The 24,286-nt window shown below is 73.3% G+C and carries 22 protein-coding genes and 1 tRNA gene; 15 read left to right on the top strand and 8 right to left on the bottom strand.

Annotated features, from left to right (window positions below):
* Nucleotides 1–30: 30 nt before the first annotated feature.
* Genes ACPOLB_RS08465 through ACPOLB_RS08435 form a run of 7 tightly spaced genes read left to right on the top strand, consistent with a single transcriptional unit; the run spans nucleotide 31 to nucleotide 6,518 of the window.
* Nucleotides 31–2,853 carry a monovalent cation/H+ antiporter subunit A gene (locus ACPOLB_RS08465; protein WP_425260882.1) on the top strand — a complete coding sequence of 941 codons (2,823 nt, stop codon included), beginning with the start codon at nucleotides 31–33 and terminating at the stop codon, nucleotides 2,851–2,853.
* Between the two features lie 5 nt (nucleotides 2,854–2,858).
* The gene (locus tag ACPOLB_RS08460; protein ID WP_425261897.1) at nucleotides 2,859–3,212 is read left to right on the top strand and encodes a Na+/H+ antiporter subunit C; all 354 of its coding nucleotides are present in this window, start codon (nucleotides 2,859–2,861) and stop codon (nucleotides 3,210–3,212) included.
* Nucleotides 3,209–4,819, top strand: coding sequence for a monovalent cation/H+ antiporter subunit D (locus ACPOLB_RS08455; protein WP_425260881.1), 1,611 nt, complete (start codon nucleotides 3,209–3,211; stop codon nucleotides 4,817–4,819). The genes ACPOLB_RS08460 and ACPOLB_RS08455 overlap by 4 nt, the downstream gene beginning before the upstream one ends.
* Complete coding sequence (locus ACPOLB_RS08450; RefSeq protein WP_425260880.1) at nucleotides 4,816–5,343, top strand: Na+/H+ antiporter subunit E; 528 nt, start codon at nucleotides 4,816–4,818, stop codon at nucleotides 5,341–5,343. The genes ACPOLB_RS08455 and ACPOLB_RS08450 overlap by 4 nt, the downstream gene beginning before the upstream one ends.
* Entirely contained in the window at nucleotides 5,340–5,615 is a 276-nt protein-coding gene (locus tag ACPOLB_RS08445) for a K+/H+ antiporter subunit F (RefSeq protein ID WP_425260879.1), read from the top strand. Before ACPOLB_RS08450 ends, ACPOLB_RS08445 begins: the two co-directional genes overlap by 4 nt.
* A 13-nt stretch (nucleotides 5,616–5,628) precedes the next feature.
* Complete coding sequence (locus ACPOLB_RS08440) at nucleotides 5,629–5,982, top strand: Na+/H+ antiporter subunit G (RefSeq protein ID WP_425260878.1); 354 nt, start codon at nucleotides 5,629–5,631, stop codon at nucleotides 5,980–5,982.
* Nucleotides 5,979–6,518, top strand: coding sequence for a DUF2062 domain-containing protein (locus tag ACPOLB_RS08435; protein ID WP_425260877.1), 540 nt, complete (start codon nucleotides 5,979–5,981; stop codon nucleotides 6,516–6,518). Before ACPOLB_RS08440 ends, ACPOLB_RS08435 begins: the two co-directional genes overlap by 4 nt.
* Before the next feature lie 52 nt (nucleotides 6,519–6,570).
* On the opposite strand, the gene ACPOLB_RS08430 is transcribed toward ACPOLB_RS08435, so the two are convergent.
* Nucleotides 6,571–7,173, bottom strand: a complete 603-nt coding sequence (locus tag ACPOLB_RS08430) for a YqhA family protein (RefSeq protein WP_425260876.1) — start codon at nucleotides 7,171–7,173, stop codon at nucleotides 6,571–6,573.
* Between the two features lie 168 nt (nucleotides 7,174–7,341).
* Here ACPOLB_RS08430 and acs point away from each other — a divergent pair, with 168 nt between their 5' ends.
* Genes acs through ACPOLB_RS08415 form a run of 3 tightly spaced genes read left to right on the top strand, consistent with a single transcriptional unit; the run spans nucleotide 7,342 to nucleotide 10,909 of the window.
* Nucleotides 7,342–9,324 (top strand): acetate--CoA ligase, encoded by a 1,983-nt coding sequence (acs, locus tag ACPOLB_RS08425; protein WP_425260875.1) that lies wholly within the window; start codon nucleotides 7,342–7,344, stop codon nucleotides 9,322–9,324.
* 44 nt (nucleotides 9,325–9,368) lie between these two features.
* Entirely contained in the window at nucleotides 9,369–9,956 is a 588-nt protein-coding gene (locus ACPOLB_RS08420) for a 2-dehydro-3-deoxy-6-phosphogalactonate aldolase (protein WP_425260874.1), read from the top strand.
* 17 nt (nucleotides 9,957–9,973) lie between these two features.
* A complete protein-coding gene (locus tag ACPOLB_RS08415; RefSeq protein WP_425260873.1) occupies nucleotides 9,974–10,909 on the top strand; it encodes a 2-dehydro-3-deoxygalactonokinase in 936 nt (311 codons plus the stop codon).
* Between the two features lie 40 nt (nucleotides 10,910–10,949).
* Here ACPOLB_RS08415 and ACPOLB_RS08410 read toward each other — a convergent pair whose 3' ends face one another.
* Nucleotides 10,950–11,273: a c-type cytochrome gene (locus tag ACPOLB_RS08410; protein WP_425260872.1), complete on the bottom strand. Its 324-nt coding sequence runs from the start codon at nucleotides 11,271–11,273 to the stop codon at nucleotides 10,950–10,952.
* A 67-nt stretch (nucleotides 11,274–11,340) separates the two neighbouring features.
* On the opposite strand from ACPOLB_RS08410, the gene ACPOLB_RS08405 reads away from it, so the two are divergent.
* Nucleotides 11,341–11,673, top strand: coding sequence for a TIGR04438 family Trp-rich protein (locus ACPOLB_RS08405; protein WP_425260871.1), 333 nt, complete (start codon nucleotides 11,341–11,343; stop codon nucleotides 11,671–11,673).
* 25 nt (nucleotides 11,674–11,698) lie between these two features.
* Here ACPOLB_RS08405 and ilvD read toward each other — a convergent pair whose 3' ends face one another.
* Nucleotides 11,699–13,375: a dihydroxy-acid dehydratase gene (ilvD, locus tag ACPOLB_RS08400; protein WP_425260870.1), complete on the bottom strand. Its 1,677-nt coding sequence runs from the start codon at nucleotides 13,373–13,375 to the stop codon at nucleotides 11,699–11,701.
* Nucleotides 13,376–13,472: 97 nt separating this feature from the next.
* Here ilvD and ACPOLB_RS08395 point away from each other — a divergent pair, with 97 nt between their 5' ends.
* The 4 genes from ACPOLB_RS08395 (at nucleotide 13,473) to ACPOLB_RS08380 (ending at nucleotide 16,058) form a co-directional block, all read left to right on the top strand.
* Nucleotides 13,473–14,411, top strand: coding sequence for a LysR family transcriptional regulator (locus ACPOLB_RS08395; protein WP_425260869.1), 939 nt, complete (start codon nucleotides 13,473–13,475; stop codon nucleotides 14,409–14,411).
* A complete protein-coding gene (gene lgt / locus ACPOLB_RS08390; RefSeq protein WP_425260868.1) occupies nucleotides 14,411–15,229 on the top strand; it encodes a prolipoprotein diacylglyceryl transferase in 819 nt (272 codons plus the stop codon). The genes ACPOLB_RS08395 and lgt overlap by 1 nt, the downstream gene beginning before the upstream one ends.
* A 5-nt stretch (nucleotides 15,230–15,234) precedes the next feature.
* Nucleotides 15,235–15,939, top strand: a complete 705-nt coding sequence (gene dnaQ, locus ACPOLB_RS08385) for a DNA polymerase III subunit epsilon (RefSeq protein WP_425261896.1) — start codon at nucleotides 15,235–15,237, stop codon at nucleotides 15,937–15,939.
* Between the two features lie 44 nt (nucleotides 15,940–15,983).
* Nucleotides 15,984–16,058 (top strand) — tRNA-Val (locus ACPOLB_RS08380).
* A gap of 209 nt (nucleotides 16,059–16,267) precedes the next feature.
* On the opposite strand, the gene ACPOLB_RS08375 is transcribed toward ACPOLB_RS08380, so the two are convergent.
* The 5 genes from ACPOLB_RS08375 to ACPOLB_RS08355 form a co-directional block, all read right to left on the bottom strand.
* A complete protein-coding gene (locus ACPOLB_RS08375; protein WP_425260867.1) occupies nucleotides 16,268–19,579 on the bottom strand; it encodes an ATP-binding protein in 3,312 nt (1,103 codons plus the stop codon).
* 109 nt (nucleotides 19,580–19,688) lie between these two features.
* Nucleotides 19,689–20,639: an acetamidase/formamidase family protein gene (locus ACPOLB_RS08370; RefSeq protein ID WP_425260866.1), complete on the bottom strand. Its 951-nt coding sequence runs from the start codon at nucleotides 20,637–20,639 to the stop codon at nucleotides 19,689–19,691.
* A gap of 25 nt (nucleotides 20,640–20,664) precedes the next feature.
* Entirely contained in the window at nucleotides 20,665–21,651 is a 987-nt protein-coding gene (locus tag ACPOLB_RS08365; protein ID WP_425260865.1) for a helix-turn-helix transcriptional regulator, read from the bottom strand.
* Nucleotides 21,648–23,765, bottom strand: a complete 2,118-nt coding sequence (locus tag ACPOLB_RS08360; protein ID WP_425260863.1) for a molybdopterin cofactor-binding domain-containing protein — start codon at nucleotides 23,763–23,765, stop codon at nucleotides 21,648–21,650. Before ACPOLB_RS08360 ends, ACPOLB_RS08365 begins: the two co-directional genes overlap by 4 nt.
* Entirely contained in the window at nucleotides 23,762–24,220 is a 459-nt protein-coding gene (locus ACPOLB_RS08355; RefSeq protein WP_425260862.1) for a (2Fe-2S)-binding protein, read from the bottom strand. Before ACPOLB_RS08355 ends, ACPOLB_RS08360 begins: the two co-directional genes overlap by 4 nt.
* Nucleotides 24,221–24,286 lie beyond the last annotated feature (66 nt).

The raw sequence follows: 24,286 nt of genomic DNA, 5'->3' as shown, positions 1-24,286 counted from the left end.
TCCCACGCCCCCCCGGCGCCTGCCCACCGGATGCCCGCGCTGCCCGCCATCGTCCTGCTGCCGCTGCTGCTCGGCACCCTGCTGTGCTGGTGGAGCGGCCGCGTGGAGACGCCCGCCGGGCGGCGGCGCACGGCCTGGCTGGCGGCGGCGGTCACGGCCGCGGCGCTGGCGCTGCTGCTGGCGCAGGCGTCGGCGGTGTTCGGCGGCCAGGTGCTGCTGCAGGGCGGCGACTGGGTGCCGGCCATCGGCCTGAACGCGCGCTTCCGCCTCGACGGCCTGGCGCTGATGTTCGCCGGGCTGATCACCGGCATCGGGCTGCTGATCATCCTGTATGCCGCCTGGTACCTCGGCAAGGAAGACCCGGCCGGCAAGTTCTACACGCTGCTGATGCTGTTCATGGCGGCGATGCTGGGCATCGTGCTGTCGGACAACCTGCTGCTGCTGGTGGTGTTCTGGGAGCTGACCAGCATCTCCTCGTTCCTGCTCGTGGGCTACTGGGGCCACAAGGCCGAGGCGCGGGCCGGCGCGCGCATGGCGCTGGCCGTCACCGGTGGCGGCGGGCTGGTGCTGCTGGCCGGCGTGCTGCTGCTGGGCCACATCGCCGGCACTTTCGAGCTGTCGCAGATGTTCGAGCGCACGGCGCAGATCCGCGCGCACGCGTTGTTCCCGCTGGCCACCGTGCTGGTGCTCATCGGCTGCTTCACGAAGAGCGCGCAGTGGCCGTTCCACTTCTGGCTGCCCGAGGCGATGGCCGCGCCGACGCCGGTGTCGGCCTACCTGCACTCGGCGACGATGGTGAAGGCCGGCATCTTCCTGCTGGCGCGGCTGTACCCGGTGCTGGGCGGCAGCGGGCTGTTCGAGACCGTCGTCGCCACGACCGGCCTCGTGACGATGGTCTTTGCCGCCTACGTGGCCGTGTTCAAGCACGACCTGAAGGGGTTGCTGGCGTACTCGACCATCAGCCACCTGGGGCTGATCACGTTCCTGATCGGGCTGGCGTCGCCGCTGTCGGCGGTGGCGGCGGTGTTCCACATCCTCAACCACGCCACCTTCAAGGCCTCGCTGTTCATGACGGCCGGCATCGTCGACCACGAGACCGGCACGCGCGACATGCGGCAGCTCGGTGGACTGATGCGGCTGATGCCCTGGACGGGCACGCTGGCGATGGTGGCCGCCGCCTCGATGGCCGGCGTGCCGCTGGCCAACGGCTTCATCTCGAAGGAGATGTTCTTCACCGAAGCCGTGGGCGTGGCGCACGGCACGGCGTGGAACGTGCTGGTGCCGCTGGCGGCCACGCTCGGCGGCATCTGCTCGGTGGCCTACTCGCTGCGCTTCATCCACGACGTGTTCTTCAACGGCCCGCCGAAGAACCTGCCGAACCCCCATCCGCACGAACCGCCGCCGTTCATGAAGGCGCCGGTGGCGTTGCTGGTGGCGGTGTGCGTGCTCGTCGGCGTGGCGCCGGCCCTGACCTTCGGGCCGCTGGTGCACGTGGCGGCCACCGCCGTGCTGGGCGCGCCGCCGCCCGACTACCACCTGTCGATCTGGCACGGCTTCAACCTGCCGCTGGCGATGAGCGCGGTGGCGCTGGTGCTCGGCGTGGCGATGTACTTCGCGCTGCAGCGGCGCTTCAACCTGCACCTGCACCACCCCCGGGGCTGGACGGGGCGGCTGGTCTTCACGCGCGCGATCGACGGCCTGTTCGCGCTGGCCGGCAGGTTCACGCAGCGGCTGGAGAACGGCTCGCTGCAGCGCTACGCGGCGTGGATGGTGGCCTCGGCCGTGCTGCTGGCGGCCTGGCCCTGGCTGGCCGGTTCGGGCGACGCGCCGGGCACCGGCACGCGCACGCTGTTGCCGGCGACGCCGCTGGCGCTGGTGGCGTGGGCGCTGCTGCTGGCGGCCGGCGCGGCGCTGGTGCTCGGCCACCACGACCGCTTCCGCGCCGTGGTGCTGGTGGGCGTGGTCGGGCTGGTGACCGCGCTGACCTTCCTGGCCTTCTCGGCACCCGACCTCGCGCTGACCCAGCTGTCGGTGGAGGTGGTGTCGACCGCGCTGCTGCTGATGGGCCTGGCGCTGCTGCCGCAGACCACGCCGCGCGAGTCGAGCGCCCGGCGCAAGGCGCGCGACGCGCTGCTGGCGCTGGCCGGCGGCGGCGGCATCGCCTGGATCACCTGGCTGGTGCTGACGCGCGACCACGACGCGATCGCCTGGTACTTCCTGCAGAACAGCGTTCCCCTGGGCGGCGGCACCAACGCCGTCAACGTCATCCTGGTCGACTTCCGCGGCTACGACACCTTCGGCGAGATCACCGTGCTGGGCATCGCGGCGGTGGGCGTGCTGGCGCTGCTGGACGGCCTGCGCGTGCGCAAGCCGCAGGCCGACGCACAGGGCCGCGCCTGGAGCTTCGACCGCCAGCCGCTGATGCTGCGCGTGGCCGCGCGCATCGTGCTGCCGCTGGCGCTGGTGGCCAGCGTCTACATCTTCTGGCGCGGGCACAACCTGCCCGGCGGCGGCTTCATCGCCGGCCTGGTCACGGCCATCGCGCTGGTGCTGCAGTACATGGCGCTGGGCCAGGACCGCGCCGAGGCCCTGCTGCGTGCAGGCGGCGGCCGCCGCTACACGCGCTGGATCGGCACCGGCCTGGGCATCGCGGCGCTCACCGGCGTGGGCGCCTTCGTGCTGGGCCGGCCCTTCCTCACCAGCGCCTTCGGCCACCCGGTGGTGCCGGTGCTGGGCGAGCTGCCGCTGGCCACCGCCGCGCTGTTCGACCTGGGCGTGTACATCACCGTGGTCGGGGCGACGATGCTGATGCTGTCGGCGCTGGGCGCGGCCAGCAAGGAGCGCCCGGCATGATCAGCATGGAGCTCCTGGTGGCCAGCGGCATCGGCTGGGTCGTCGCCTGCGGCATCTACCTGCTGCTGCGCGGCCGCACCTTCCCGGTGGTGCTGGGCCTCACGCTGCTGGGCTACGCGGTCAACGTGTTCATCTTCGCGATGGGCCGGCTGTGGAGCAACGCCGCGCCCATCGTCGCCGGCACCACGGCGGTGGCCGACCCGCTGCCGCAGGCGCTGGTGCTGACGGCCATCGTGATCGGCTTCGCCACCACCGGCTTCGTGATCGAGCTGGCGCTGCGCAGCCGCCACGAGAGCGGCACCGACCAGGTGGACGGTCGGCTGGAAGGGCAGGCGCAAGGCCAGGAGCCGCGCCCATGACCCTGGCAGCCTTCTTCGACACCCACCTGGCGATCCTGCCGGTGCTGCTGCCGGCGGCCACGGCGGTCCTGCTGCTGCTGGTGGGCGACGCCGCCGGCGACACCTCGGGCCAGCATGGCCACCACAAGCGCCTGTGGGCGCGGCGCATCGCGCTGGCCTCGGTGGCGCTGGGCCTGGTGCTGGCCGCGCGGCTGGTGCTCGAGGCCGATGCCGGCGCCTTGCGCGTGTACCGCGTCGGCGACTGGCCCGCGCCGTTCGGCATCGTGCTGGTGGTCGACCGCCTGTCGGCGCTGATGCTGCTGCTGACCGCCTGCGTGGCGCTGCCGGTGCTGGTCTACGCCAGCGGCGGCTGGGACGCGCACGGCCGCTACTTCCACGCGCTGTTCCAGTTCCAGCTGATGGGCCTGAACGGCGCCTTCGTCACCGGCGACCTGTTCAACCTGTTCGTCTTCTTCGAGGTGCTGCTGATCGCCAGCTACGTGCTGATGCTGCACGGCCAGGGGCGCGAACGGTTCCGCGTCGGCGTGCACTACGTGGTGCTGAACCTGGTGGCGTCGGCGCTGTTCCTGGTCGGCGTGGCGCTGCTGTACGCACTGACCGGCACGCTGAACTTCGCCGACCTGGCGCTGCGCGTGCCGCAGGTGAGCGGCCCCGACGCGCTGCTGCTGCAGGCCGCGGCGCTGATCCTGCTGGTGGTGTTCGGCTTCAAGGCGGCGCTGATGCCGCTGGCGATGTGGCTGCCGGCCACCTACGCCGCCGCCAGCGCGCCGGTGGCGGCGCTGTTCGCGATCATGACCAAGGTCGGCGTCTACGCCATCGTGCGCGTGCACGGCGTGGTCTTCGGCGCCGAGGCCGGCGACGCCGCCTTCACGGTGCAGCCGCTGCTGCTGCCGCTGGCGCTGGCGACCTCGGTCGTCGGCGTGCTGGGCGCGCTGGCAGCGCACACGCTGCCGCGGCTGGTGGCCTGGCTGACGGTGGCGTCGGTGGGCACGGTGCTGGCGGCGCTGGGGCTGTTCGGCGCCGCCGCCTGGTCGGCGGCGCTGTACTACATGGCCAACAGCACGCTGGTGATCGCCGGGCTGTTCCTGCTGGCCGAGCTGGTGGCGGCGCAGCGGGGCGAGGTCGGAGCGCGGCTGGAGCCCGCGTCGCCGGTGGCGCAGCCGGCGCTGCTGGGCACGCTGCTGCTGCTGGCGGCCGCGTCCACGGCCGGCCTGCCGCCGCTGCCGGGCTTCATCGGCAAGCTGATGCTGCTGCAGGCCGCGCAGCCGCACGCCGCAGCCGTGGCGGTGTGGGTGGTGGTGCTGCTGGTGGGATTCCTCACGCTGGTCGGCCTGGCGCGGGCCGGCAGCATCCTGTTCTGGAGCGTGCGCCGCGAGCTGCCCAGTGCGGCGTCCGGCGCCAGCCCGCGCCTGGTGCTGGCGACCGTCGCGCTGCTGGGCCTGGGCGTCGCGATGAGCGCGTTCGCCGCACCGCTGCAGCGCTACACCGACGCCGCCGCCGCGCAGTTGCTGGACCGCCGCGCCTACGCCGAGGCCGTGCTGGGCCCGCAGGGCCTGCAGACCCGGACCACGCGGCCGTACCGCATCGCCCCGGAGGCACCGCGGTGAGCCGCCACGACACGTCCCCGCCGCCGGGCCGGCAACGCCGCGCCGGCTGGTTGTCCCGCCCGGTGCTGTCGCTGCTGATCGCCGCTGTCTGGCTGATGCTGCAGCAGAGCCTGGCCGTGCCGCAGCTGATCAGCGCGGCGGTGCTGGCGCTGCTGCTGCCGCGCCTGCTGCACGGCTTCCTGGGGCCGGCCACGCGGCTGCGCGCGCCGCTGGTTGCATTGCGCTTCGTCGCGCTGGTGCTGTGGGACATCGTGGTCTCGAACCTCACCGTCGCGCGCCTGGTGCTCGACCCGCGTGCGGCGCCGCAGCCGGCCTGGGTGCCGGTGCCGCTGGCACTGACGCACCCGACCGCGATCACGCTGCTGGCCGCCGTCATCACCACCACGCCCGGCACCGTGTCGTGCGTGGTCGACGAGGAACGCCGGCAGATCCTCGTGCACGCGCTGGACTGCGACGACCCGGCCGCGCTGGCGGCGCAGATCCGCCAGCGCTACGAAGCGCCGCTGATGGAGATCTTCGGATGAGCCCGCTCGCCCTGGGCCTGGACTTCGCGCTCGGCGCCGTCGCGCTGGCGATGCTGCTGTGCGGCTGGCGGCTGCTGCGCGGGCCCGAGGTCACCGACCGTCTGCTGGCGCTGGACACGCTGTACATCAATGCCGTGGCGCTGGTGATCCTGCTCGGGATGCGCTGGCAGACGGCGCTGCTGTTCGAGGCCGCGCTGATCATCGCGATGCTGGGCTTCGTGTCCACCGTGGCGCTGGCGCGCTACGTCAGCCGCGGCGACGTGGTCGAGTGACGGGGAGAACGGGGTGCACACACTGCCGCTGTGGATGGAATGGGCCGTGGCCGCGCTGCTGGTGACGGGCGGCGTGTTCACGCTGGTCGGCGCGATCGGCATGCTGCGCTTCCCCGACTTCTACATGCGGCTGCACGCGCCCACCAAGGCCACCACGCTGGGCGTGGGCGGCGTGCTGCTGGCCAGCCTGGCGGTGTCGTGGTGGCGCGGCGAGTTCGGCGTGCCCGAACTGCTGATCACGCTGTTCCTGTTCATCACGGCGCCGGTGTCGGCCAACCTGCTCGCCAAGGCGGCGCTGCACCTGGGTGTGCCGTCGAAGGCTGGCCAGCCGCCAACCAACCAGCCGAAGCCGGGCGAGGCGCCTTGAAGACCGGCGGCTGGCAACGCTGGCTGCCCAGCCCGCAGGCGGTGCAGGCCAACCGGTGGCTGCGCTGGATCGGCCCGGCGCTGCACCACCCGCGCCTGTGGCACCTGAACCGCCGCGGCGTGGCGCTCGGCCTGGCGCTGGGGCTGTTCTTCGGGCTGCTGATCCCGATCGCGCAGATTCCCCTGGCCGGCGGCGCGGCCGTGCTGCTGCGCGCCAACGTGCCGATGGCGGTGGCCAGCACGCTGGTCACCAACCCCATCACCTTCGGGCCGGTGTACTACGCGGCCTGGCGCACTGGCAGCACGATCCTGGGCGACGGCGGCGCGGGGGCGCCGCAGGACGCACGGCCCGTGGCCACGCCGGCGGACACCTGGTGGGAACGCGCCTGGCAGCGCGTCCGGCAGGCCGGCAAGCCGCTGCTGCTGGGCCTGGCGATCTTCGCCACCGGGTTCGGGCTGCTGGGCTACCTGCTGGTCACGCTGGCCTGGCGCGCCAAGGTGGTGCTGGCCCGGCGCCGGCGCCGCGGCAAGGCCTAGCGGCGGCGCCCTGGCCGCCGTCGGTCATGGCCGGGGGCGCGCGCAGCGCTGCTCAGTGGCCGTCCTTGGCCGCATGCACCATGACGCGGTCCGCCAGCGCGATGGCCAGTGCCGAGAACAGGAAGGCGATGTGGATCACCGTCTGCCAGATGAGCACCTTCTCGCTGTAGTTCGCGGCGTTGATGAAGGTCTTCAGCAGGTGGATCGAGCTGATGCCGATGATGGCGGTGGCCAGCTTGACCTTCAGCACGCTGGCGTTGACGTGGCTCAGCCACTCGGGCTGGTCGGGGTGGCCTTCGAGGTTCAGCCGCGAGACGAAGGTCTCGTAGCCGCCGACGATGACCATGATCAGCAGGTTGCTGATCATCACCACGTCGATCAGCGCCAGCACCACCAGCATGATGATGGTCTCGTTCAGCGCCGTGACCTGCACGTCGCTCTTGTAGCCGATGCTGCTGACCAGCTTGACCAGCGCGTCCTGGTTGCCGAAGGCCGCCTCGATGAGGTGCACCAGCTCGACCCAGAAGTGGAAGACGTAGACGGCCTGCGCCAGGATCAGCCCCAGGTACAGCGGCAACTGCAGCCAGCGGCTGGCAAAGATCAGGCTCGGCAGGGGCCCCAGGCGGGACGGCATGCCGGCGGGTTCTTGGCTCATGGGCAGGGGGTTCGTGGGAAGGCGTAAATTGTAGTTCGCGCCTTTCGCGTCCTTCACGCGCCGCCGGTGCCCGGGGCTGGTCCCGGCCGTCAGCGGTTCGTAAGAGCCCCGGAACACAGTCGCGCCCATCGGATCACCGCACCCGACCACACCAAGGAGACGACAGACATGGCCAACGCCGACGCCCCGACCGAGTATTCCCTGTACCCGCCGCCGGCCAATGCCGTCGCCGGGGCCCACGTCTCGGGCATGGCCGCCTACGAGGCCCTGTGCAAGGAAGCCGAGACCGACTACGCGGGCTACTGGGCGCGTCTCGCGCGCGAGCTGATCAGCTGGAAGACGCCGTTCACCAAGGTGCTGAACGACAGCGAGGCGCCGTTCTTCAAGTGGTTCGAGGACGGCACGCTGAACGCCAGCTACAACTGCCTGGACCGCAACGTCGAACGGGGCCTGGGCGACAAGACCGCGATCATCTTCGAGGCCGACGGCGGCGAGGTGCGCCGCGTCAGCTACAGCGAACTGCTGGCGCTGGTGTGCCAGATGGCCAACGGACTTCGGTCGCTGGGCATCCAGAAGGGCGACCGCGTCGTCATCTACATGTCGATGGGCGTGGAAGGCGTGGCTGCCATGCAGGCCTGCGCCCGCATCGGCGCCACCCACTCGGTGGTGTTCGGCGGCTTCAGCGCGCAGAGCCTGCGCGACCGCATCGAGGACACCGGCGCCGTGGCCGTGATCACCGCCGACCAGCAGCAGCGCGGCGGCAAGGCCCTGCCGCTGAAGAGCATCGTCGACGAGGCACTGGCGCTGGGCGGCTGCGACAGCGTGAAGAACGTCGTCGTGCACCAGCGCACCGGCGGCGCGATTGCGATGACCGCCGGCCGCGACCGCTGGCTGGCCGACCTGCTGGCCGGCCAGGCCAGCACCTGCGAGCCGGAATGGGTGGGCGCCGAGCACCCGCTGTTCCTGCTGTACACCAGCGGCTCCACCGGCAAGCCCAAGGGCGTGCAGCACAGCACCGGCGGCTACCTGCTGCACGCGGCGCTGACGACCAAGTGGACCTTCGACCTGAAGCCCGACGACGTGTTCTGGTGCACGGCCGACATCGGCTGGGTCACTGGCCACACCTACATCACCTACGGCCCGCTGGCGCTGGGCGGCACCGAGATCGTGTTCGAGGGCGTGCCCACGTTCCCGGACGCCGGCCGCTTCTGGAAGATGATCCAGGACCACAAGGTCAGCATCTTCTACACCGCGCCCACCGCGATCCGCAGCCTGATCAAGGCCGCCGAAGGCAACGAGGCGGTGCACCCGAAGCGCTACGACCTGTCGTCGCTGCGCATCCTGGGTTCGGTGGGCGAGCCCATCAACCCGGCGGCCTGGGAGTGGTACCACAAGCACGTGGGCGGCGGCCGCTGCCCCATCGTCGACACCTTCTGGCAGACCGAGACCGGCGGCCACATGATCACGCCGCTGCCGGGCGCCACCACGCTGGTGCCGGGCTCGTGCACGCTGCCCTTCCCGGGCATCATGGCCGCGATCGTCGACGAGACGGGCAAGGACGTGCCGAACGGGCAGGGCGGCATCCTGGTCGTGAAGAAGCCGTGGCCGAGCATGATCCGCACGATCTGGGGCGACCCCGAGCGCTTCAAGAAGAGCTACTACCCGGCCGACTTCCAGGGCAAGTACTACCTGGCCGGCGACGGCGCGATCCGCGATGCGAAGACCGGCTACTTCACCATCACCGGCCGCATCGACGACGTGCTGAACGTCAGCGGCCACCGCATGGGCACGATGGAGATCGAGTCGGCGCTGGTCAGCCACACCGAGCTGGTGGCCGAAGCCGCCGTGGTGGGCCGCCCCGACGACACCACCGGCGAGGCCATCTGCGCCTTCGTGGTGCTCAAGCGCCCGCGCCCCACCGGCGACGAGGCGAAGAAGCTGGCGAACGAGCTGCGCAACTGGGTGGCCAAGGAGATCGGCCCGATCGCCAAGCCCAAGGACATCCGCTTCGGCGACAACCTGCCCAAGACCCGCAGCGGCAAGATCATGCGCCGTCTGCTGCGCAGCATCGCCAAGGGAGAGGCCATCACGCAGGACACCAGCACGCTGGAGAACCCGGCGATCCTGGAGCAGCTGGGGCAGGCGAACTGAGCCCGGCCGGCGCACCGAGGGGCTGGCCCACGGCCCTGCCGCTGGTGGCCATCCTGCGCGGCATCACGCCCGCGGAGGCGGGGGCGCACGCGCGTGCGCTGCTCGATGCCGGCTTCGACGCCATCGAGGTGCCGACCAATTCGCCCGACTGGGCCGACAGCGTGCGTGCCATCGTGCAGCTGGCGCCGCAGGCACTGGTGGGCGCGGGCACCGTGCTGACGGCCCGGCATCTGGACCAATTGCAGGCGGCCGGCGGCCGGCTGGCCGTGTCTCCACACGTCGACGAGGCCCTGGTGGCGGACGGCGTGGCGCGCGGCCTGGTGGCGCTGCCGGGCGCGATGACGCCGAGCGAGGTGTTCGCGGCCTGGCGTGCCGGTGCCGCGGGCGTGAAGATCTTCCCGGCCGGCTCGCTGGGGCCAGGGCACGTGAGGGCGCTGCGCGCCGTGCTGCCGCCCGACCTGCCTCTGCTGGCGGTGGGCGGCGTCAGCCCGGCCAACCTGGCCGACTACCTGCGGGCCGGCTGCACCGGCGCGGGGCTGGGCAGCGAGCTCTACCGCCCGGGCCAGATGCCCGAGACGACGGCGCAGAACGCCGCAGCCTTCGTCGCGGCCTACCGCGACGGTGTGCATTGACGCCCGCCCCCGACACGATGGCCACCCGCCTGATCGCGCTCGACTGGGGCAGCAGCCAGCTGCGGGCGTTCCGCATGGGCGCGGGCGGGGTGGTGCTGGAACAGCGTGCCAGCGACGACGGCGCCTCGCGCCTGCACGGTGGCGCGGCCGCCTTCGAGGCCGCGCTGCGGGGCCTGGTCGGCGATTGGCTGCTGCAAGGCGGGCCCGGCCGCCTGCCGATCCTGGCCTGCGGCATGGTGGGCAGCGCCCACGGCTGGCGCGAAGCCGCCTACGCCGCATGCCCGCTGCCGCTGCAGGCGCTGCACCGTCAGCTGACCGAGGTGCAGGCGGGCGGCGGGATGCAGGTGCACATCGTGCCCGGCGTGCGCGGCCGCGGCGCCGACGGCCTGCCCGACGTGATGCGCGGCGAAGAGACGCAGCTGCTCGGCCTGCTGGCGACGCAGCCGGCGCTGGCGGCAGCGGCCACCGTGGTGCTGCCGGGCACGCACAGCAAGTGGGTGCAGCTGCGCGAGGGCCGGCTGCAGCATTTCGACACACGCATGACAGGCGAGCAGTTCGCGCTGCTGCGCGCGCACTCGGTGCTGGGGCGGCTGATGGCGCCCGCAGCGGGCTTCGATGGGGCGGCGTTCGTGCGCGGCGTCGAGGCGGCGCGGGCCGCCGGCGGTGCCGATCTCGGCCGGCTGCTGTTCAGCGTGCGCACGCTGGGCCTGTTCGGCGAACTGCCGGCCACCGGGCTGGCGGACTATCTCTCGGGCCTGCTGATCGGCGCCGAGCTGGCCGCGGCGCTGCCGGGCTGCGACGCCGCGGCGCCGCTGGTGCTCGTCGGCGAGCCGGCGCTGTGCGAACGCTACCGGCTGGCCTGTGCGCAGTGGGAGCGCACGGCGGGGGTGGGTGACGGGCCGCTGGCTGCGCAGGGCCTGTGGCAGGTGGCGCTGCAGGCCGGCTGGGTCTGACGCGGCGCAGCGTGCGGGCGCGCGCCTGCTTGCGCTTCAGCTACTTCTTCTGCACCAGCAGCCAAGCGGCCAGCTGGCGGGCTTCATCGGGCGTGACCTTGGGGTTGGCCGGCATCGGCACCGCGCCCCAGGCACCGCTGCTGCCGCGGCGGATCTTCTCGGCCATGCGGGCCACCGCGTCGGGCTGGCCCGCGTAGCGCGCAGCGATCGCCTGGTACGACGGGCCGATCTTCTTCTCGCTGACGCCGTGGCAGGCCACGCACAGGCGCGCCTGCGCCAGCTCGGGGCTGGCCGCGGCAGGCGCCATGGCGAGCGCGCTGCCCAGGGTGGCAGCAGTGCACAGCAGGACGGCAGACGGTCTCATGCGGGGCGGCGCTTGGGCTACAGTGGGTGCCCGCATGGTAGCGCCATGACCCCGAGGGGTGACCGAGATGTGGTTTCTGATCGTAGGCGTGCTGCTGGGCGCGCTGTACCTGGCCGGCGTCGAGCCCGTGTCCACCTGGCACTGGGGCTGGGTGCTGCTGCCCTTCGGGCTGGCGGCGGTGTGGTGGGCGTTCTCCGATGCCACCGGGCTGACGCAGCGCCGCGCCATCGACAAGATGGAAGCGCGCAAGGTGGCGCGCCGCCAGCGCGACATGGAGGCGCTGGGCCTGAACGTGCGCCGCGAACGCCGCGTGAAGGTGATCCGCGACGCCGCCGAGCGCAGCAAGCCGAAGGCGTCGCCGCCCGACGACGACGCCGTGCGCCGCGAACCACGGCTGTAGCACCCGGGGCCTGCGGCAGCCTGCCTCACTCGCCGTCGAGCACGGCGCCGCGGCTGGCGCTGTTGGCATTCTTCGCGAACTTCGCCAGCACGCCGCGCGTGTAGCGCAGGGCCGGCTGCTGCCACTGCGCGCGTCGGCGCGCGATCTCGGCGTCGTCCACGTGCAGCTGCAGCAGCAGCTGGTGCGCGTCGATGGTGATGCTGTCGCCTTCGTGCACCAGCGCGATCAGGCCGCCGGCGTAGGCCTCGGGCGCCACGTGGCCCACCACCATGCCCCAGGTGCCGCCGCTGAAGCGGCCGTCGGTGATCAGGCCCACGCTCTCGCCCAGGCCCTGGCCGATCAGCGCGCCGGTGGGCGCCAGCATCTCCGGCATGCCCGGGCCGCCTTTGGGGCCCAGGTAGCGCAGCACCATCACGTCGCCGGCGACGATCTTGCCGGCCATGATGGCGGCCAGCGCGCTCTGCTCGTCGTCGAACACCCGTGCCGGGCCGGTGATGACGGGGTTCTTCAGGCCGGTGATCTTGGCCACGCAGCCCTCGGGGCTGAGGTTGCCCTTCAGGATGGCCAGGTGGCCTTCGGCGTACATCGGGTCGGCGATCGGGCGGATCACGTCCTGGTCGGCGCGCAGCGGCGGTTGGTCCGCCAGGTTCTCCGCCACCGTCTTGCCGGTGATGGTGATGCAGTCGCCGTGCAGCAGACCGGCGTCGAGCAGCACCTTCATCACTGCGGGGATGCCGCCGGCGCGGTGCAGGTCCACCGCCAGGTAGCGGCCGCTGGGCTTCAGGTCGCACAGCACGGGCGTGCGGCGGCGCACGCGCTCGAAGTCGTCGATGCTCCAGTCGACACCGGCAGCGTGCGCGATGGCCAGGAAGTGCAGCACCGCGTTCGTGCTGCCGCCGGTGGCCATGATCACGGCCACCGCGTTCTCGATGCTCTTCCTGGTGACGATGTCGCGCGGCTTCAGGTCGGCCTTCACGGCTTCCACCAGCACGCGCGCGGCTTCCTTGGTGTGCGCGACGATGGGGTCCTCGACGTTGGCCATCGTGCTTGCGAACGGCAGGCTCATGCCCAGCGCCTCGAAGGCACTGCTCATCGTGTTGGCGGTGTACATGCCGCCGCAGCTGCCGCTGCCGGGGATGGCGCGGCGCTCGATCTGGCAGAAGTCCTCCTCGCTCATCTTGCCGGCGCTGAACTGGCCGACCGCCTCGAAGACGCTGACGATGTTGAGGTCCTGGCCCTTGTAGCGCCCGGGCAGGATGGTGCCGCCGTAGACGTAGATGGCCGGCACGTTGGCGCGCAGCATGCCCATCATGCCCCCGGGCATGTTCTTGTCGCAGCCGCCGATGACGACCACGCCGTCCATCCACTGGCCGCCGACGCAGGTCTCCACGCAGTCGGCGATGACCTCGCGCGAGACCAGGCTGTACTTCATGCCTTCGGTGCCCATCGCCATGCCGTCGCTGATGGTGGGCGTGCCGAAGATCTGCGGGTTGGCACCCGCCTCGCGCAGGCCTTCCACCGCGGCGTCGGCCAGCTTCTGCAGGCCCGAGTTGCAGGGGGTGATGGTGCTGTGGCCGTTGGCGACGCCGACCATCGGCTTGCCGAAGTCGTTCTCGGTGTAGCCCATCGCGTAGTACATCGAACGGTTGGGCGCGCGCGCCACGCCTTCGGTGATGTTCCTGGAACGGCGGTTGAAGCTCATCGGGGTCTCCTCGCAAGGTGCAGCCGGCAAGTATCGCCAGCCGGCCAAGCGCAGTCCAATATATTGTCGGAGCCTGATTGATCTACGGAGCATATCGATGACCGACCTGCGTTCCCTGCGCCAGTTCGTCGCCGTGGCCGAGGAACTGCACTTCGGCCGCGCCGCGCAGCGCCTGCACATGACGCAGCCGCCGCTGACGATGGCCATCCAGGCGCTGGAGCGCCGGCTGGGCGCGCCGCTGTTCCTGCGCAGCCAGCGCAGCGTGGCGCTGGCGCCGGCCGGCGCCGCACTGCTGCCCGCCGTGCGGCGCCTGCTGCAGGACGCCGACGACCTGCCGCGGCAGGCGCAGGCCGCGGCCGCGGGTTGGAGCGGCCGGCTGCGCCTGGCCTTCGTCTCCAGCATCGCCTACGGCCCGCTGCCGGCGTGGCTGCGCAGCTTCCGCTCCGCGCAGCCCGCGGTGGCGCTGGAGCTGCGCGAAGCCACGCTCGACGTGCAGCTGGACGCCTTCGCCGCCGGCGAGATCGACGCCGGCTTCGTGCTGCACGCCGAAGGCGCGGCGCCGCCGGGGCTGGCCGCGTGGCGCGCGCTGCGCGAGCCGCTGGTGCTGGCGCTGCCCGAGACGCACCCGCTGGCCGCGCAGCGCAGCCTGCGCTTCGAGCGCATCGCGGCCGAGCCGCTGGTGATCTTCCCGCGCGCCATCGCGCCGTCGCTGTTCGACGCCGTCGTCGGCCACTACCGGGCCCAGGGCGTGACGCCGCAGATCGCGCAAGAGGCGATCCAGATGCAGACCATCGTGAACCTGGTGTCGGCCGGCATCGGCCTGGCCTGGGTGCCCGCGGCGCTGATGCAGCTGCAGCGGCCGGGCGTGGTCTACCGGCCGCTGGCCGGCGCGCCGCTGCACTGCGAGACCAGCCTCGTCTGGCGCGAGCCCGCGCCGCCGGTGGTGCAGCGCTTCGCCGCACACGTGGGGGCGGCGGAGCAGCGACAATCGCCCGCTTCCAGATCTTCGACGTCTTCGCGCAAGGCGGCCCGCTGATGCTCGTGCATCCCCAATTCGACCCGGTCGCGCTGTCGCTCGGCCCGGTGCAGATCCACTGGTACGGCCTGACCTATCTGGTGGCCTTCGGCCTGTTCCTGTTCCTGGCCGCGCGCCGCGCCCGCCTGCCGTGGTTCGCCGATGCCGGCTGGACACGCAAGGACGTGGAGGACCTGCTGTTCTTCGGTGTCGTCGGCGTCGTGCTCGGCGGGCGCATCGGCTACGCGCTCTTCTACAAGCCCGAGCAGTACCTGGCGAATCCGCTGGAGATCCTGCAGGTGTGGAAGGGCGGCATGTCGTTCCACGGCGGCCTGCTGGGCGTGGCGGTGGCGCTGGTGGTGTTCGCGCGGCTGCGCGGGCGGCCGATGCTGCAGGTGATGGACCTGGTGGCGCCCTGCGTGCCCACCGGCCTGGCCTCGGGCCGCATCGGCAACTTCATCAACGGCGAGCTGTGGGGCCGAGCGGCCGATCCGTCGCTGCCGTGGGCGATGGTGTTCCCGCAGAGCGGCCAGGCCTTTGCACGCCACCCGTCGCAGCTGTACCAGTTCGCGCTGGAAGGGCTGCTGCTGTTCGTGCTGCTGTGGCTGTACGGGCGCCGCCAGCATGCGCCGGGGCGCGTGGCCGCCGCTTTCGTGTTCGGCTACGGCGTGTTCCGCTTCGTCGCCGAGTTCTTCCGCGAGCCCGACAGCTTCCTGGGCCCGCTGGCGCTGGGCATGAGCATGGGCCAGTGGCTGTGCGTGCCGATGATCGCCGGCGGCGCGCTGTGGTGGTGGTGGGCCGGGCGCGGCACCGCCGCGGGTGCGGCCAGGAGCGCGTGATGGCAATGCGGCAACTCTTCCTCGACACCGAGACCACCGGCCTGTCGGCCGACAGCGGCGACCGCATCATCGAGATCGGCTGCATCGAGATGGTCAACCGGCGGCTCACCGGCAACAACCTGCACTTCTACCTGAACCCCGAGCGCAGCAGCCACCCCGACGCGGTGCGCGTGCACGGCCTGACCGACGAGTTCCTGGCCGACAAGCCGCTGTTCGCCAGCATCGCCGACGAACTGCTGGCCTATCTGCAGGGCGCCGAGATCATCATCCACAACGCCGCCTTCGACGTCGGCTTCCTGAACGCCGAGCTGGCGCGCCTGGGCCGCGGCAGGATCGCCGAGCACGTGGCCGAGATCACCGACAGCCTGCTGATGGCGCGCGAGATGTTCCCCGGCAAGGCGAACTCGCTGGACGCGCTGTGCAAGCGGCTGGAGGTCGACAACAGCAACCGCGCGCTGCACGGCGCGCTGCTCGACGCGGGGCTGCTCGCCGAGGTCTACATCCGCCTCACGCGCGGCCAGGACAGCCTCGTCATCGATGCCGGCGACGAGGGCCGCCGGCAGGTGCAGGTGGCGGCGGTCGACCTGTCGGCCTACGCACTGCCGGTGCTGGCTGCGAGTGCGGAAGAAGTCGCGGCACACGAGGCGATGCTGGCCGAACTCGACAAGGCCAGCGGCGGCAAGACCATCTGGCGCCAAACAGTGGCATAATCATGGGCTTCCGGGACGCGCACGGCGCATCACGACCAGATCCCGGGCGGTTAGCTCAGCGGTAGAGCACTGCCTTCACACGGCAGGGGTCGCAGGTTCGAACCCTGCACCGCCCACCAGGGTTTCCCAGCGAAACACACGACCGACGCCACCTGCAATGGTGGCGTTGTCGTTTCCGGCATCCACGCACCCGCGCACCCACCCATGCGCCCTCCCGGTGCTGGACACGCGGCACCAGGGAGCCTGTCGATGCCGTTGATGCGATTGACGGCGGGCAAGGCCGGCAGCGCCACCATCGAGGCGGCGCTGCGCTGCTGACGGCACCGGCTCAGGCCGGCGGCGCGGCAGCGGCGGCATGCGCCGCATGCGCGGCCACGATGCCGCGGTAGAGCGGGTGCGCCTGGATCAGGCGCTCGCGGTCGGCCGCGCCGGTCACCACGGCGGCGCGGTCCCGCACGTCGGAGGCCAGGCGCTGCAGCAGCGGCACCGCACGGGCATCGGCCGCGACCGCCAGCACCTGGCAGCAGGTCCACCGCAGGTCGATGGTCTCGTGGGCAGGCAGCGACGCCAGTGCGCCGCCCAGCCGCGCCAGCAGGGTGTCCACCGCGGTGAGCGCAGGCACGTGCCGGTCCAGCAGGGCGTCGCACAGCGCGATGGCCGCCGTCGCCCGCGACACCGCATGCAGGTCGCCCAGGCTCTCGTAGACGGCCAGGGCCCGGGTGTGCCACTGCTGCGCGGCGTGCGGGTCGCCACGCTCGCGGTGCAGGCCGCCCACACGCTGCAGCAGGGCGCCCTCGTGGCGCCTGGCGTGGATGGGGCCGGCGATGGCCAGGGCCTGGGTGTACCAGTCCAGCGCGGCCTCGATCTCGCCCAGCCCGGCGTGCGCCATGCCCAGGTTCAGCTGGGCCGCCACCAGGTCGCGCTGGTCTCCCATCGCGTGCGCCAGCGTGCGCATGCGCCCGCCCCAGTCGATCACCTCTTGCCAGTGGCCCAGGTCTGCCGCGGTGCTGGTCAGGCCGTGCAGCGCGCGGATCTGCACACGCTGCTGGCCCAGTGCTTCACTGCGCTGCAGCAGCGACAGCAGGGTGCTGCGTGCCTCGTCGAATCGGCACAGCTCGGTCGACACCATCGCCGAGGTCGCCATCACCTTGGCCTGGGTGGTGCTGCGGCTCTGTGCGTCGGTGATGCGGGCGGCCCAGGCCACGGCGGCCTCGATGTGCGGGCCTGCCCGCTGCGGCGTGTCGCGCGCCAGCTGCACGAAGGCCACGGTGGCCTGCGCCAGGGCCGCCGTCTCGGCGGCGCCGCAGCGCTCGGCCACCGCGATGGCCTGCAGCGACAGCCGCTCCGACGTGTCCCAGTCGCCGCCGCGGTCGGCCAGCAAGGCCATCGCGTACCACAGCCGCGCCTGGCGCTCGTCGTCGGGATGGCCTTCCAGGATCGCCGCCATCTTCTGGTGCGTGGCCGCCTGCTGCGGCCGCAGGCCCAGCACGTCCTCGATCGCTTCCAGCTGCCGCAGCAGGTCGAAGCGGCGCATCGGCTGGGTGTCGCCCAGCAGGTCCAGCGCCCGCTGCAGCCAGGCGGTGGCGGCGGCGTTGGCGAAACGCCTCTGCGCTTCCAGCCCCGCCTGCTCGAAGCAGTCGATGGCCAGCACGGTCTCGCCGGCCCGCTCGGCATGTTCGCCGGTCATGGCCAGGAACTCCGCGCCGCGGCCCTGGGTGCGTGCCGCCAGCCAGCGCGCCGCGGCGCCGTGGCCCTGCCGGCGTTCGGCCTTCAGCAGCGTGTCGTAGGTCACCTGGTGCAGCAGGTGGTGGTCGAACTGGCGTTCGGTGGTGCCTTCGAAGTCGCTCGTCGCGCGTGTCTTCACGAAGGCGGCGCGCTGCAGCGCGGGCAGGGCCCGCGGCGCCTGCGCGTCCAGTGCCTGCAGCGCGTCGTCCCAGAAGACGTGGCCGACGACGCTGGCCTGGCGCGCCGCTCGGCGCTCGTCGGGCGGCAGTGCGTCCAGCCGCGCCTGCAGCAGCCCGACCAGCGTGGTGGGCAGGCGCAGCGTGTCCAGCCGGCCGGGCTGCACCGTCCAGCGCGGCCCGTCGATGGCGATCACGCCGTCGTCGATGAGCCGGCGCACCAGCTCTTCCATGTAGTACGGGTTGCCCTCGGCGCGGCCGACGATGAGCTCGGTCAGCCGCGGCGGCACCTCGGCCACGCGCTGCAACAGCGCATGGGCCAGCGCGTCGCCGTGCACCGGCGCCAGCGGCTGCAGCGCCAGGCAGCCTTCGGGCGTGCCCCAGTCGGGGTGGCGGGCCAGCAGCGGCGGCCGCGCCGTCATCACCAGGGCCAGCGGCAGCTCGGCCGCGTGCGCCTGCAGGTGCTGCAGCATCTCCAGCGACCCGTCGTCGGCCCAGTGCAGGTCTTCGGCGACCAGCACCGGCAGCGTGTCGCCGCGTGCGGCCAGGCCCTGCAGGTACGCGCGCAGGGCCGTGAGCGCCTGGTCGCGCAGGCCGCGCGGGTCCAGGCCCTGCACGTGCACGCTGTCGGTGAAGTCGAGGCCCGAAAGCTGGCCGATGAGCTCGGCCTGCCGGGCGCCGTGTGTCGCGAACCACGGGCCCAGGCCCTCGACCACCTTGTGGCGTGCCAGCGCGGCGCTGTCGGTGTCGGCCACGCCGCACTGCACGGCCAGCAGGTTGCGCAGCAGGCCCCACGGGCGCAGCAGGCCGTCGGGCTGCGAGCGCAGCACCAGCAGCCGGCAGTCCTTCAGCCCGGCCAACAGTTCGCGCAGCAGCCGGCTCTTGCCCAGCCCGGCGTCGCCCACCAGCGTCAGGGCCTGCAGCTGGCGCGTCTGGCGCGCCAGCGCGACGGTCTGCTGCAGGCGCTGCAGCTCGGGCTGCCGGCCGACCAGCGGTGTGCGCAGGCCTTGCAGGCCGCGCTCGACCTGGGCCACGCCGCGGTCGCGTGCCGCCTGCACCAGGTAGGTCTGCACCGGGGCGTCCAGGCCCTTCAGCTGCAGCGGTGGCTGCGGCACGGCGTCGAAGAGGCCGCGCACCTGGCTCCAGGTGTCGTGGCTGATGCGCAGGCCGCCCGGCGGCGCACTCTGCTCCATGCGTGCGGCGATGTTCACGGCCGCGCCCATCGCGGTGTTGTCGTCCTCGACGCCGGCACCCAGCGCCACGTCGCCGGTGTGCACGCCCACGCGCACGGCCAAGCCGCCGATGCCGTGCAGGCGCGTCGCGGCTTCGGCCTGCACGCGCCCGGCCTGCAGGATGGCCAGGCCGGCCCGCACGGCACGTTCGGCGTCGTCTTCGCGCGCCTCGTCCATGCCGAAGGCCGCCTTGACGCCGTCGCCGGTGAAACGCAGCACGCGGCCCTGGTGTGCCTCGACGACGGCCGCCATGCGGCGCAGCGTGGCGTTCAGCACGGCCAGCGTGTCCTCGGCGTCCAGGCCCTGCGCCAGCGCGGTGGAACCGACGACGTCGGCGAACAGCACCGTCACCTGCCGGTGCCGCAGGCCGGCGGGGCGCTGCAGGCTGGCCAGCCGGGCCCGCAGCGGTGCCGTCGCCAGCGCGAGCACGGTGTCGCCGAGCGTGGTGCGCTGGCCTTCCAGCGCGGCGATGGCGGCGCGCAGCGCGTCGATCTCCTGGTCGTGCATCGTGTCCGGTGCGGGTGGGGGCGCGGGCCAGTCTAGAGGGCGAAGCGGCGCTTGTCCTGCGCGTGGGAACGACGGCCCGCGGCGGGCGCGCAGGTCGCCCCGCAGCGCCTCAGCGCGGGATCAGGTCCTTGCGCAGCATGCCGTGCACACCCTTGTGCCCGTTCACCGACTGCGTGATCCGGAAGTCCACCGCCAGGCTGCACAGCGTGTAGGCGTCCTCTCGGCCGAGGCCGGCCTTCTCGCCCAGCAGCACGATCATGTCGCGCAGCGCCATCTCCAGGCAGCGGTCGAGGTCGGGGTCGGTGCCCATGGTGATCCAGTGGGTGGGTGTCTCGCCGCGCGGGAACGCCAGGGCCGGGCCCGCGCCCCGCGGGTGCAGCACCAGCTCGAACGTGCCCAGCAGCGCTGTCTCGATCGCCGTGACGCAGACCTCGCCGTCGCCTTGCGCGCCGTGGCCGTCGCCGCAGGAGAACAGCGCGCCCGGGGCGTGCACCGGCAGGTACAGGCTGCTGCCGGGCCCGAGTTCCTTGTTGTCCAGGTTGCCGCCGTGGGCCCGCGGCTGGATGGTGCTGATGCGGCCCCAGGCGGGCGGCGGGGCCACGCCCATCACGCCGAAGAACGGGTGCAGCGGCAGGTCCAAGCCCCAGGGCAGGCGCGCGACCCGTCGTTCGCGGTCGAGCGGGATGTTCAGGTGGCGCAGCGCGTGGAAGTCGTCGGGCAGCGTGCCGGCGAGCGGGCGGATCACGTTGTAGCCCCAGTCCTGGCGCAGCTGCACGTCGATGATGCGCACCTCCAGGACATCGCCCGGCTGGGCGCCGTCCACCGCCACCGGGCCGGTGAGGATGTGACCGGGCATCGCCATCGGCAGCCGCGCGTGGATGTCCAGCAGCTCGGGTGGCACGTGGAAGCCCTGCGGGGGCAGCACCGGCGGGCCGCCGCTGACGGTGGCGACGGTGAAGCGCTGGCCGCTGGCCACGCGCAGGGCCGGGGGCAGCGTGGCGTCGAAGCAGCCCCAGTGGCAGGTCTCGACGCTGGCGGGAAGGTGGGGCAGGGCAGTCATGCTGCGCATGATGGGGCCTGCCGCGTCAGCGTGCGCCGGCGAACGCGGCGCGGAAGGCCGCCGGCGGCAGGCCCACGCGGTGGCGGAAGTCGCGCGAGAAGTGGGCCTGGTCGGCATAGCCGCACAGGAAGCCGATCTCGGCAATGGCGGTGTCGGTGTGCAGCAGCCATGCGCCGGCAGCCCGGCTGCGCGCCAGGGCCAGCAGCGCCGTGTGGCTGAGGCCGGCGCCATGCAGGTCGCGCTGCAGGCTGCGGGTGGACCGCCCCAGGGCACGCGCCAGCGCGTCCACGCCGGGCGGGGCGGCCAGGTCCTGCGCCAGCAGGCGCGCGGCCTGCCGCGCCAGCGGTGGCCAGCGGCTGTCGTCGGGCCAGGCCGACGGGTGTGCCCCGGCGTGTGCTGCAAGGCCGTGGATGGCCGGGGCGGCAACGGCGCGCGGCGCAGCACCGGCCCACTCCAGCGACCAGGCCGCGGTGTCGCCCGCGTGCACCGCCGCTGCCAGCGCGCCGGCATCGGGCACGGGCCACACCGGCACGCCCGCCAGGCGCGCGCGCACGTCGGTCCATCCGGCTTCCTGCAGCAGCGCTGCCAGCACGCCCAGCACCACCAGGTCCTCGGCCGGCAGCGGCGGCGGCCCCTGGCGCGCACCGTGGCGCACGCGTGCGTGGCCGCCGTGCGGGCCTTCGTCCAGCGCCTCGACGGCGACCCGGTGGCGCGCGTGGATGTAGCGCTCCAGGCGCCGCCACCGCGCCAGCAGGTCGGCACCGCTGCGGGCGCCGGCCAGTGCGCCGTGCAGCGGCTCGTCGCGAAAGCGCGTCAGGCCGCGCGCCAGCATCGGCAGCACCGCCCAGCCACCTTGCTGCAGCGCCGCGGCCACGAGGCTGCGCTTGCTGTCCAGCGCCACGCGCGCGCCGCCCGCGGCCGGCGGCTCCAGGCCCGGCGGTGGCTCCAGGCCCTGGACGCGCATGCCTTCGGACAGCACGCGCACCATCAGGGCACTGGCGAAGTCGATCACGCGGCGCGCCCCGTGGTCTGCCGGGCCAGCGCGGCCAGCAGGTCGGCCGGGCGCAGCGGCAGGCGCGCGGCCCGCACGCCGGTGGCATCCGCCACGGCGTTGCAGATGGCCGCGCCGGCGGCGACGATGGCGGTCTCGCCCGCGCCGGTGGGGGCTTCGCCGGCGTCGAGCAGTTCCACGTGCAGCGGCGGCACGTCGGCGAAGCGCGGGATCGGCGCGTCGGCGAAGCCGCTGGCGGTCACGCCCCCGGGGCCCGCGGGCAGGTCCTCGACCAGCACCATGCCCAGGCCCCACACCAGGTTGCCCTCGCACTGCGCGCGCACCTGGTCGGCGTCGATGACGCGGCCGCAGTCGTGCACGCAGTGCAGCCGCGTCACGCGCACCGCGCCGCTGGCGGTGTCCACCTCCACGTCGGCCACCACCGCGGCATAGCTGGCAGCCTTGTAGATGCCGCAGGCCACGCCGCGCCCGCGCCGCAGCGTGGTGGGCGCCGCGGCGGGCGTGCCGGCCGTGCCCTGCACGCGCCAGCCCGCGGCCTGCGCCACGCGCTGCAGGCAGCGCGCCAGCCGCGCGTCGTCGATGTGGGCCAGCCGGAACGCCACCGGGTCCACGCCGACGTGGCGTGCACAGGCATCGATGGCCGACTCGATGGCCAGCACGTTGGGGCCGGCGCCGAGCCCGCGCCACGGGCCGGTGTGCACGGGCAGGCGCACGACGTCGAACTCGGTGCGCCGCGCAGCCGCCTGGTACGGCAGCGCCGCGCCGCGCGCCACGCCGGCATCGCCGACGAGGTCGGTCAGGCGCTGCAGCCACGGCGGGAGCGCCGCGCTGGTGAACAGGATGTGGCTGCTGGCGAAGGCATGCCACCAGTCCTGCAGCCGGCCGTGCTGCAGCCGGGCACGGATGCGGTGGCTCGACGGCGGGCGGTGGAAGCCCAGCTGCAGCTCTTGCGCCCGCGTCCACTGCACTTTCACCGGCCGGCCCGCGGCGGTGGCGAGCAGCGCTGCTTCCAGTTCGACCGTGCACAGCGTCTTGCCGCCGAACCCGCCGCCGACCCGCTGGCCGTGCACGTGCACGCGCTCCAGCGGCAGGCCGAGCCTGCGGGCGACCACGTCGCGCTGGTAGAAGACATCCTGCGAGCCCACCCACAGCACCAGGCCGCCGCCGGGCGCGGGCTCGGCCACGGCGCAGCGCGGCTCGATGGCGGCATGCGCGGCCAGCGGCACGTCGATGCGCAGGTCCACGTCCCACGGCGCGTCCTGCGGCACGTGGTCCGCATGCACCGTGTGCGCCAGGCGGCCCGCGCGCCGCAGCCGCGCATCGACGTCGATGGCCGCCGCGATGCCGACGCCCGCGGCGCTGTCGACCGACCACACCACCGCGAGCGCGCGCTCCACGGCATCCAGCGCGGCGGGCGTGCGCGCCACGATGCCGATGCCGGCCGCCTGCCCCAGCTGCAGCCGCGGGTCGTGCACCAGCTGCACGAAGCCCGGCACCGCGCGCGCCGCGGCCTCCTGCAGGCGCAGCGGCCGGCTCGCCAGCTCGGGCGACGCAGGCGCGCGCAGCACGCGGCCGAAACACTGCCCGGGGCGGCGCACATCGGCCACGAACAGCGGCTGCCCGGTGACGAGCGCCAGCCCCTGCCGCAAGGCCGCCGTGCGCTGCGGCGCCCCGGGCTGCAGCGCGCGCAGCGCCGACAACGGCCGCTCCCGCGGCTGGATGCGGTGCTGCGCGGTGCCCGCGGCCACCGCCTCGCGCAGCGTGGCACAGGCCTGCGCCAGCGGCACGGCGAAGTCGCGCACCGACTCGCTGCCCACCGTGGCCCGTACGCGGCCGATGGCCTGCGTGTCGTGCAGGTGCACGTCCAGCAGCGCAGGCGCGATCGCGAGCTCGGTGCAGGCGATCTGCGCCAGCGCGGTGGCGATGTTCTGGCCCATCTCGGCACGCGGCACGACCAGGCGGTAGCGCCGGCCGTCGAAGCCGATCCAGCCCGTGGCGTCGTCGAGGTCCGGGGCCGGGCGCCGGGGCACCACGGGCAGCGCGCAGCCGGCCGTGAATCCGACGCCCAGCACCAGGGCCGATGCCTGCAGGAAGCGCCGCCGGCCGGTCGTCACGACGCGGCCCCGGCTGCGCGCCGCACCGCCGCCCGCACGCGCTGGTGCGTGCCGCAGCGGCACAGGTTGCCGGCCAGCGCGGCGTCGATGTCGGCGTCGGTGGGCTGCGGCACGCGGCGCAGCAGGGCCACCGTGCTCAGCATCTGCCCGCTCTGGCAGTAGCCGCACTGCGGCACGTTGGCGTCCAGCCAGGCCTGCTGCACCGGGTGCAGGCGACCGTCGCGGGCCAGGCCTTCCACGGTCGTCACCGGGCGCGGCCCGATGGTGGCCACGCGCAGCAGGCAGCTGCGCACGGGCTCGCCGTCCAGCAGCACGGTGCAGGCACCGCAGGCGCCGGCGCCGCAGCCGAACCGCGTGCCCACCAGTCCCTGCGCCTCGCGCAGCCAGTGCAGCAGGAAGGCGTCTTCCCAGTCGGGGGTGACGGCGACAGGGCGCCCGTTGACGACGAGTTGCATGCGATGCCTTTCAGCGTGGAATCGCAGCCAGTCTCGGCCCGGGCGGCGCGGGCGTCTTGAACAATC

The sequence above is a fragment of the Rubrivivax soli genome (genome assembly GCF_049810355.1).
Lineage (GTDB): Bacteria > Pseudomonadota > Gammaproteobacteria > Burkholderiales > Burkholderiaceae_C > Rubrivivax.
This window is presented reverse-complemented; position numbering and strand designations above follow the sequence as displayed.

Bases quoted from the DNA above. Each gene is read 5' to 3' on its own strand.
- ACPOLB_RS08465 (WP_425260882.1), top strand. From the start codon at position 31: ATGCCCGCGCTGCCCGCCATCGTCCTGCTGCCGCTGCTGCTCGGCACC.
- ACPOLB_RS08460 (WP_425261897.1), top strand. From the start codon at position 2,859: ATGGAGCTCCTGGTGGCCAGCGGCATCGGCTGGGTCGTCGCCTGCGGC.
- ACPOLB_RS08455 (WP_425260881.1), top strand. From the start codon at position 3,209: ATGACCCTGGCAGCCTTCTTCGACACCCACCTGGCGATCCTGCCGGTG.
- ACPOLB_RS08445 (WP_425260879.1), top strand. From the start codon at position 5,340: ATGAGCCCGCTCGCCCTGGGCCTGGACTTCGCGCTCGGCGCCGTCGCG.
- ACPOLB_RS08430 (WP_425260876.1), bottom strand. From the start codon at position 7,173: ATGAGCCAAGAACCCGCCGGCATGCCGTCCCGCCTGGGGCCCCTGCCG.
- acs (WP_425260875.1), top strand. From the start codon at position 7,342: ATGGCCAACGCCGACGCCCCGACCGAGTATTCCCTGTACCCGCCGCCG.
- ACPOLB_RS08415 (WP_425260873.1), top strand. From the start codon at position 9,974: ATGGCCACCCGCCTGATCGCGCTCGACTGGGGCAGCAGCCAGCTGCGG.
- ACPOLB_RS08410 (WP_425260872.1), bottom strand. From the start codon at position 11,273: ATGAGACCGTCTGCCGTCCTGCTGTGCACTGCTGCCACCCTGGGCAGC.
- ACPOLB_RS08405 (WP_425260871.1), top strand. From the start codon at position 11,341: ATGTGGTTTCTGATCGTAGGCGTGCTGCTGGGCGCGCTGTACCTGGCC.
- ilvD (WP_425260870.1), bottom strand. From the start codon at position 13,375: ATGAGCTTCAACCGCCGTTCCAGGAACATCACCGAAGGCGTGGCGCGC.
- ACPOLB_RS08395 (WP_425260869.1), top strand. From the start codon at position 13,473: ATGACCGACCTGCGTTCCCTGCGCCAGTTCGTCGCCGTGGCCGAGGAA.
- lgt (WP_425260868.1), top strand. From the start codon at position 14,411: ATGCTCGTGCATCCCCAATTCGACCCGGTCGCGCTGTCGCTCGGCCCG.
- dnaQ (WP_425261896.1), top strand. From the start codon at position 15,235: ATGCGGCAACTCTTCCTCGACACCGAGACCACCGGCCTGTCGGCCGAC.
- ACPOLB_RS08375 (WP_425260867.1), bottom strand. From the start codon at position 19,579: ATGCACGACCAGGAGATCGACGCGCTGCGCGCCGCCATCGCCGCGCTG.
- ACPOLB_RS08370 (WP_425260866.1), bottom strand. From the start codon at position 20,639: ATGACTGCCCTGCCCCACCTTCCCGCCAGCGTCGAGACCTGCCACTGG.
- ACPOLB_RS08355 (WP_425260862.1), bottom strand. From the start codon at position 24,220: ATGCAACTCGTCGTCAACGGGCGCCCTGTCGCCGTCACCCCCGACTGG.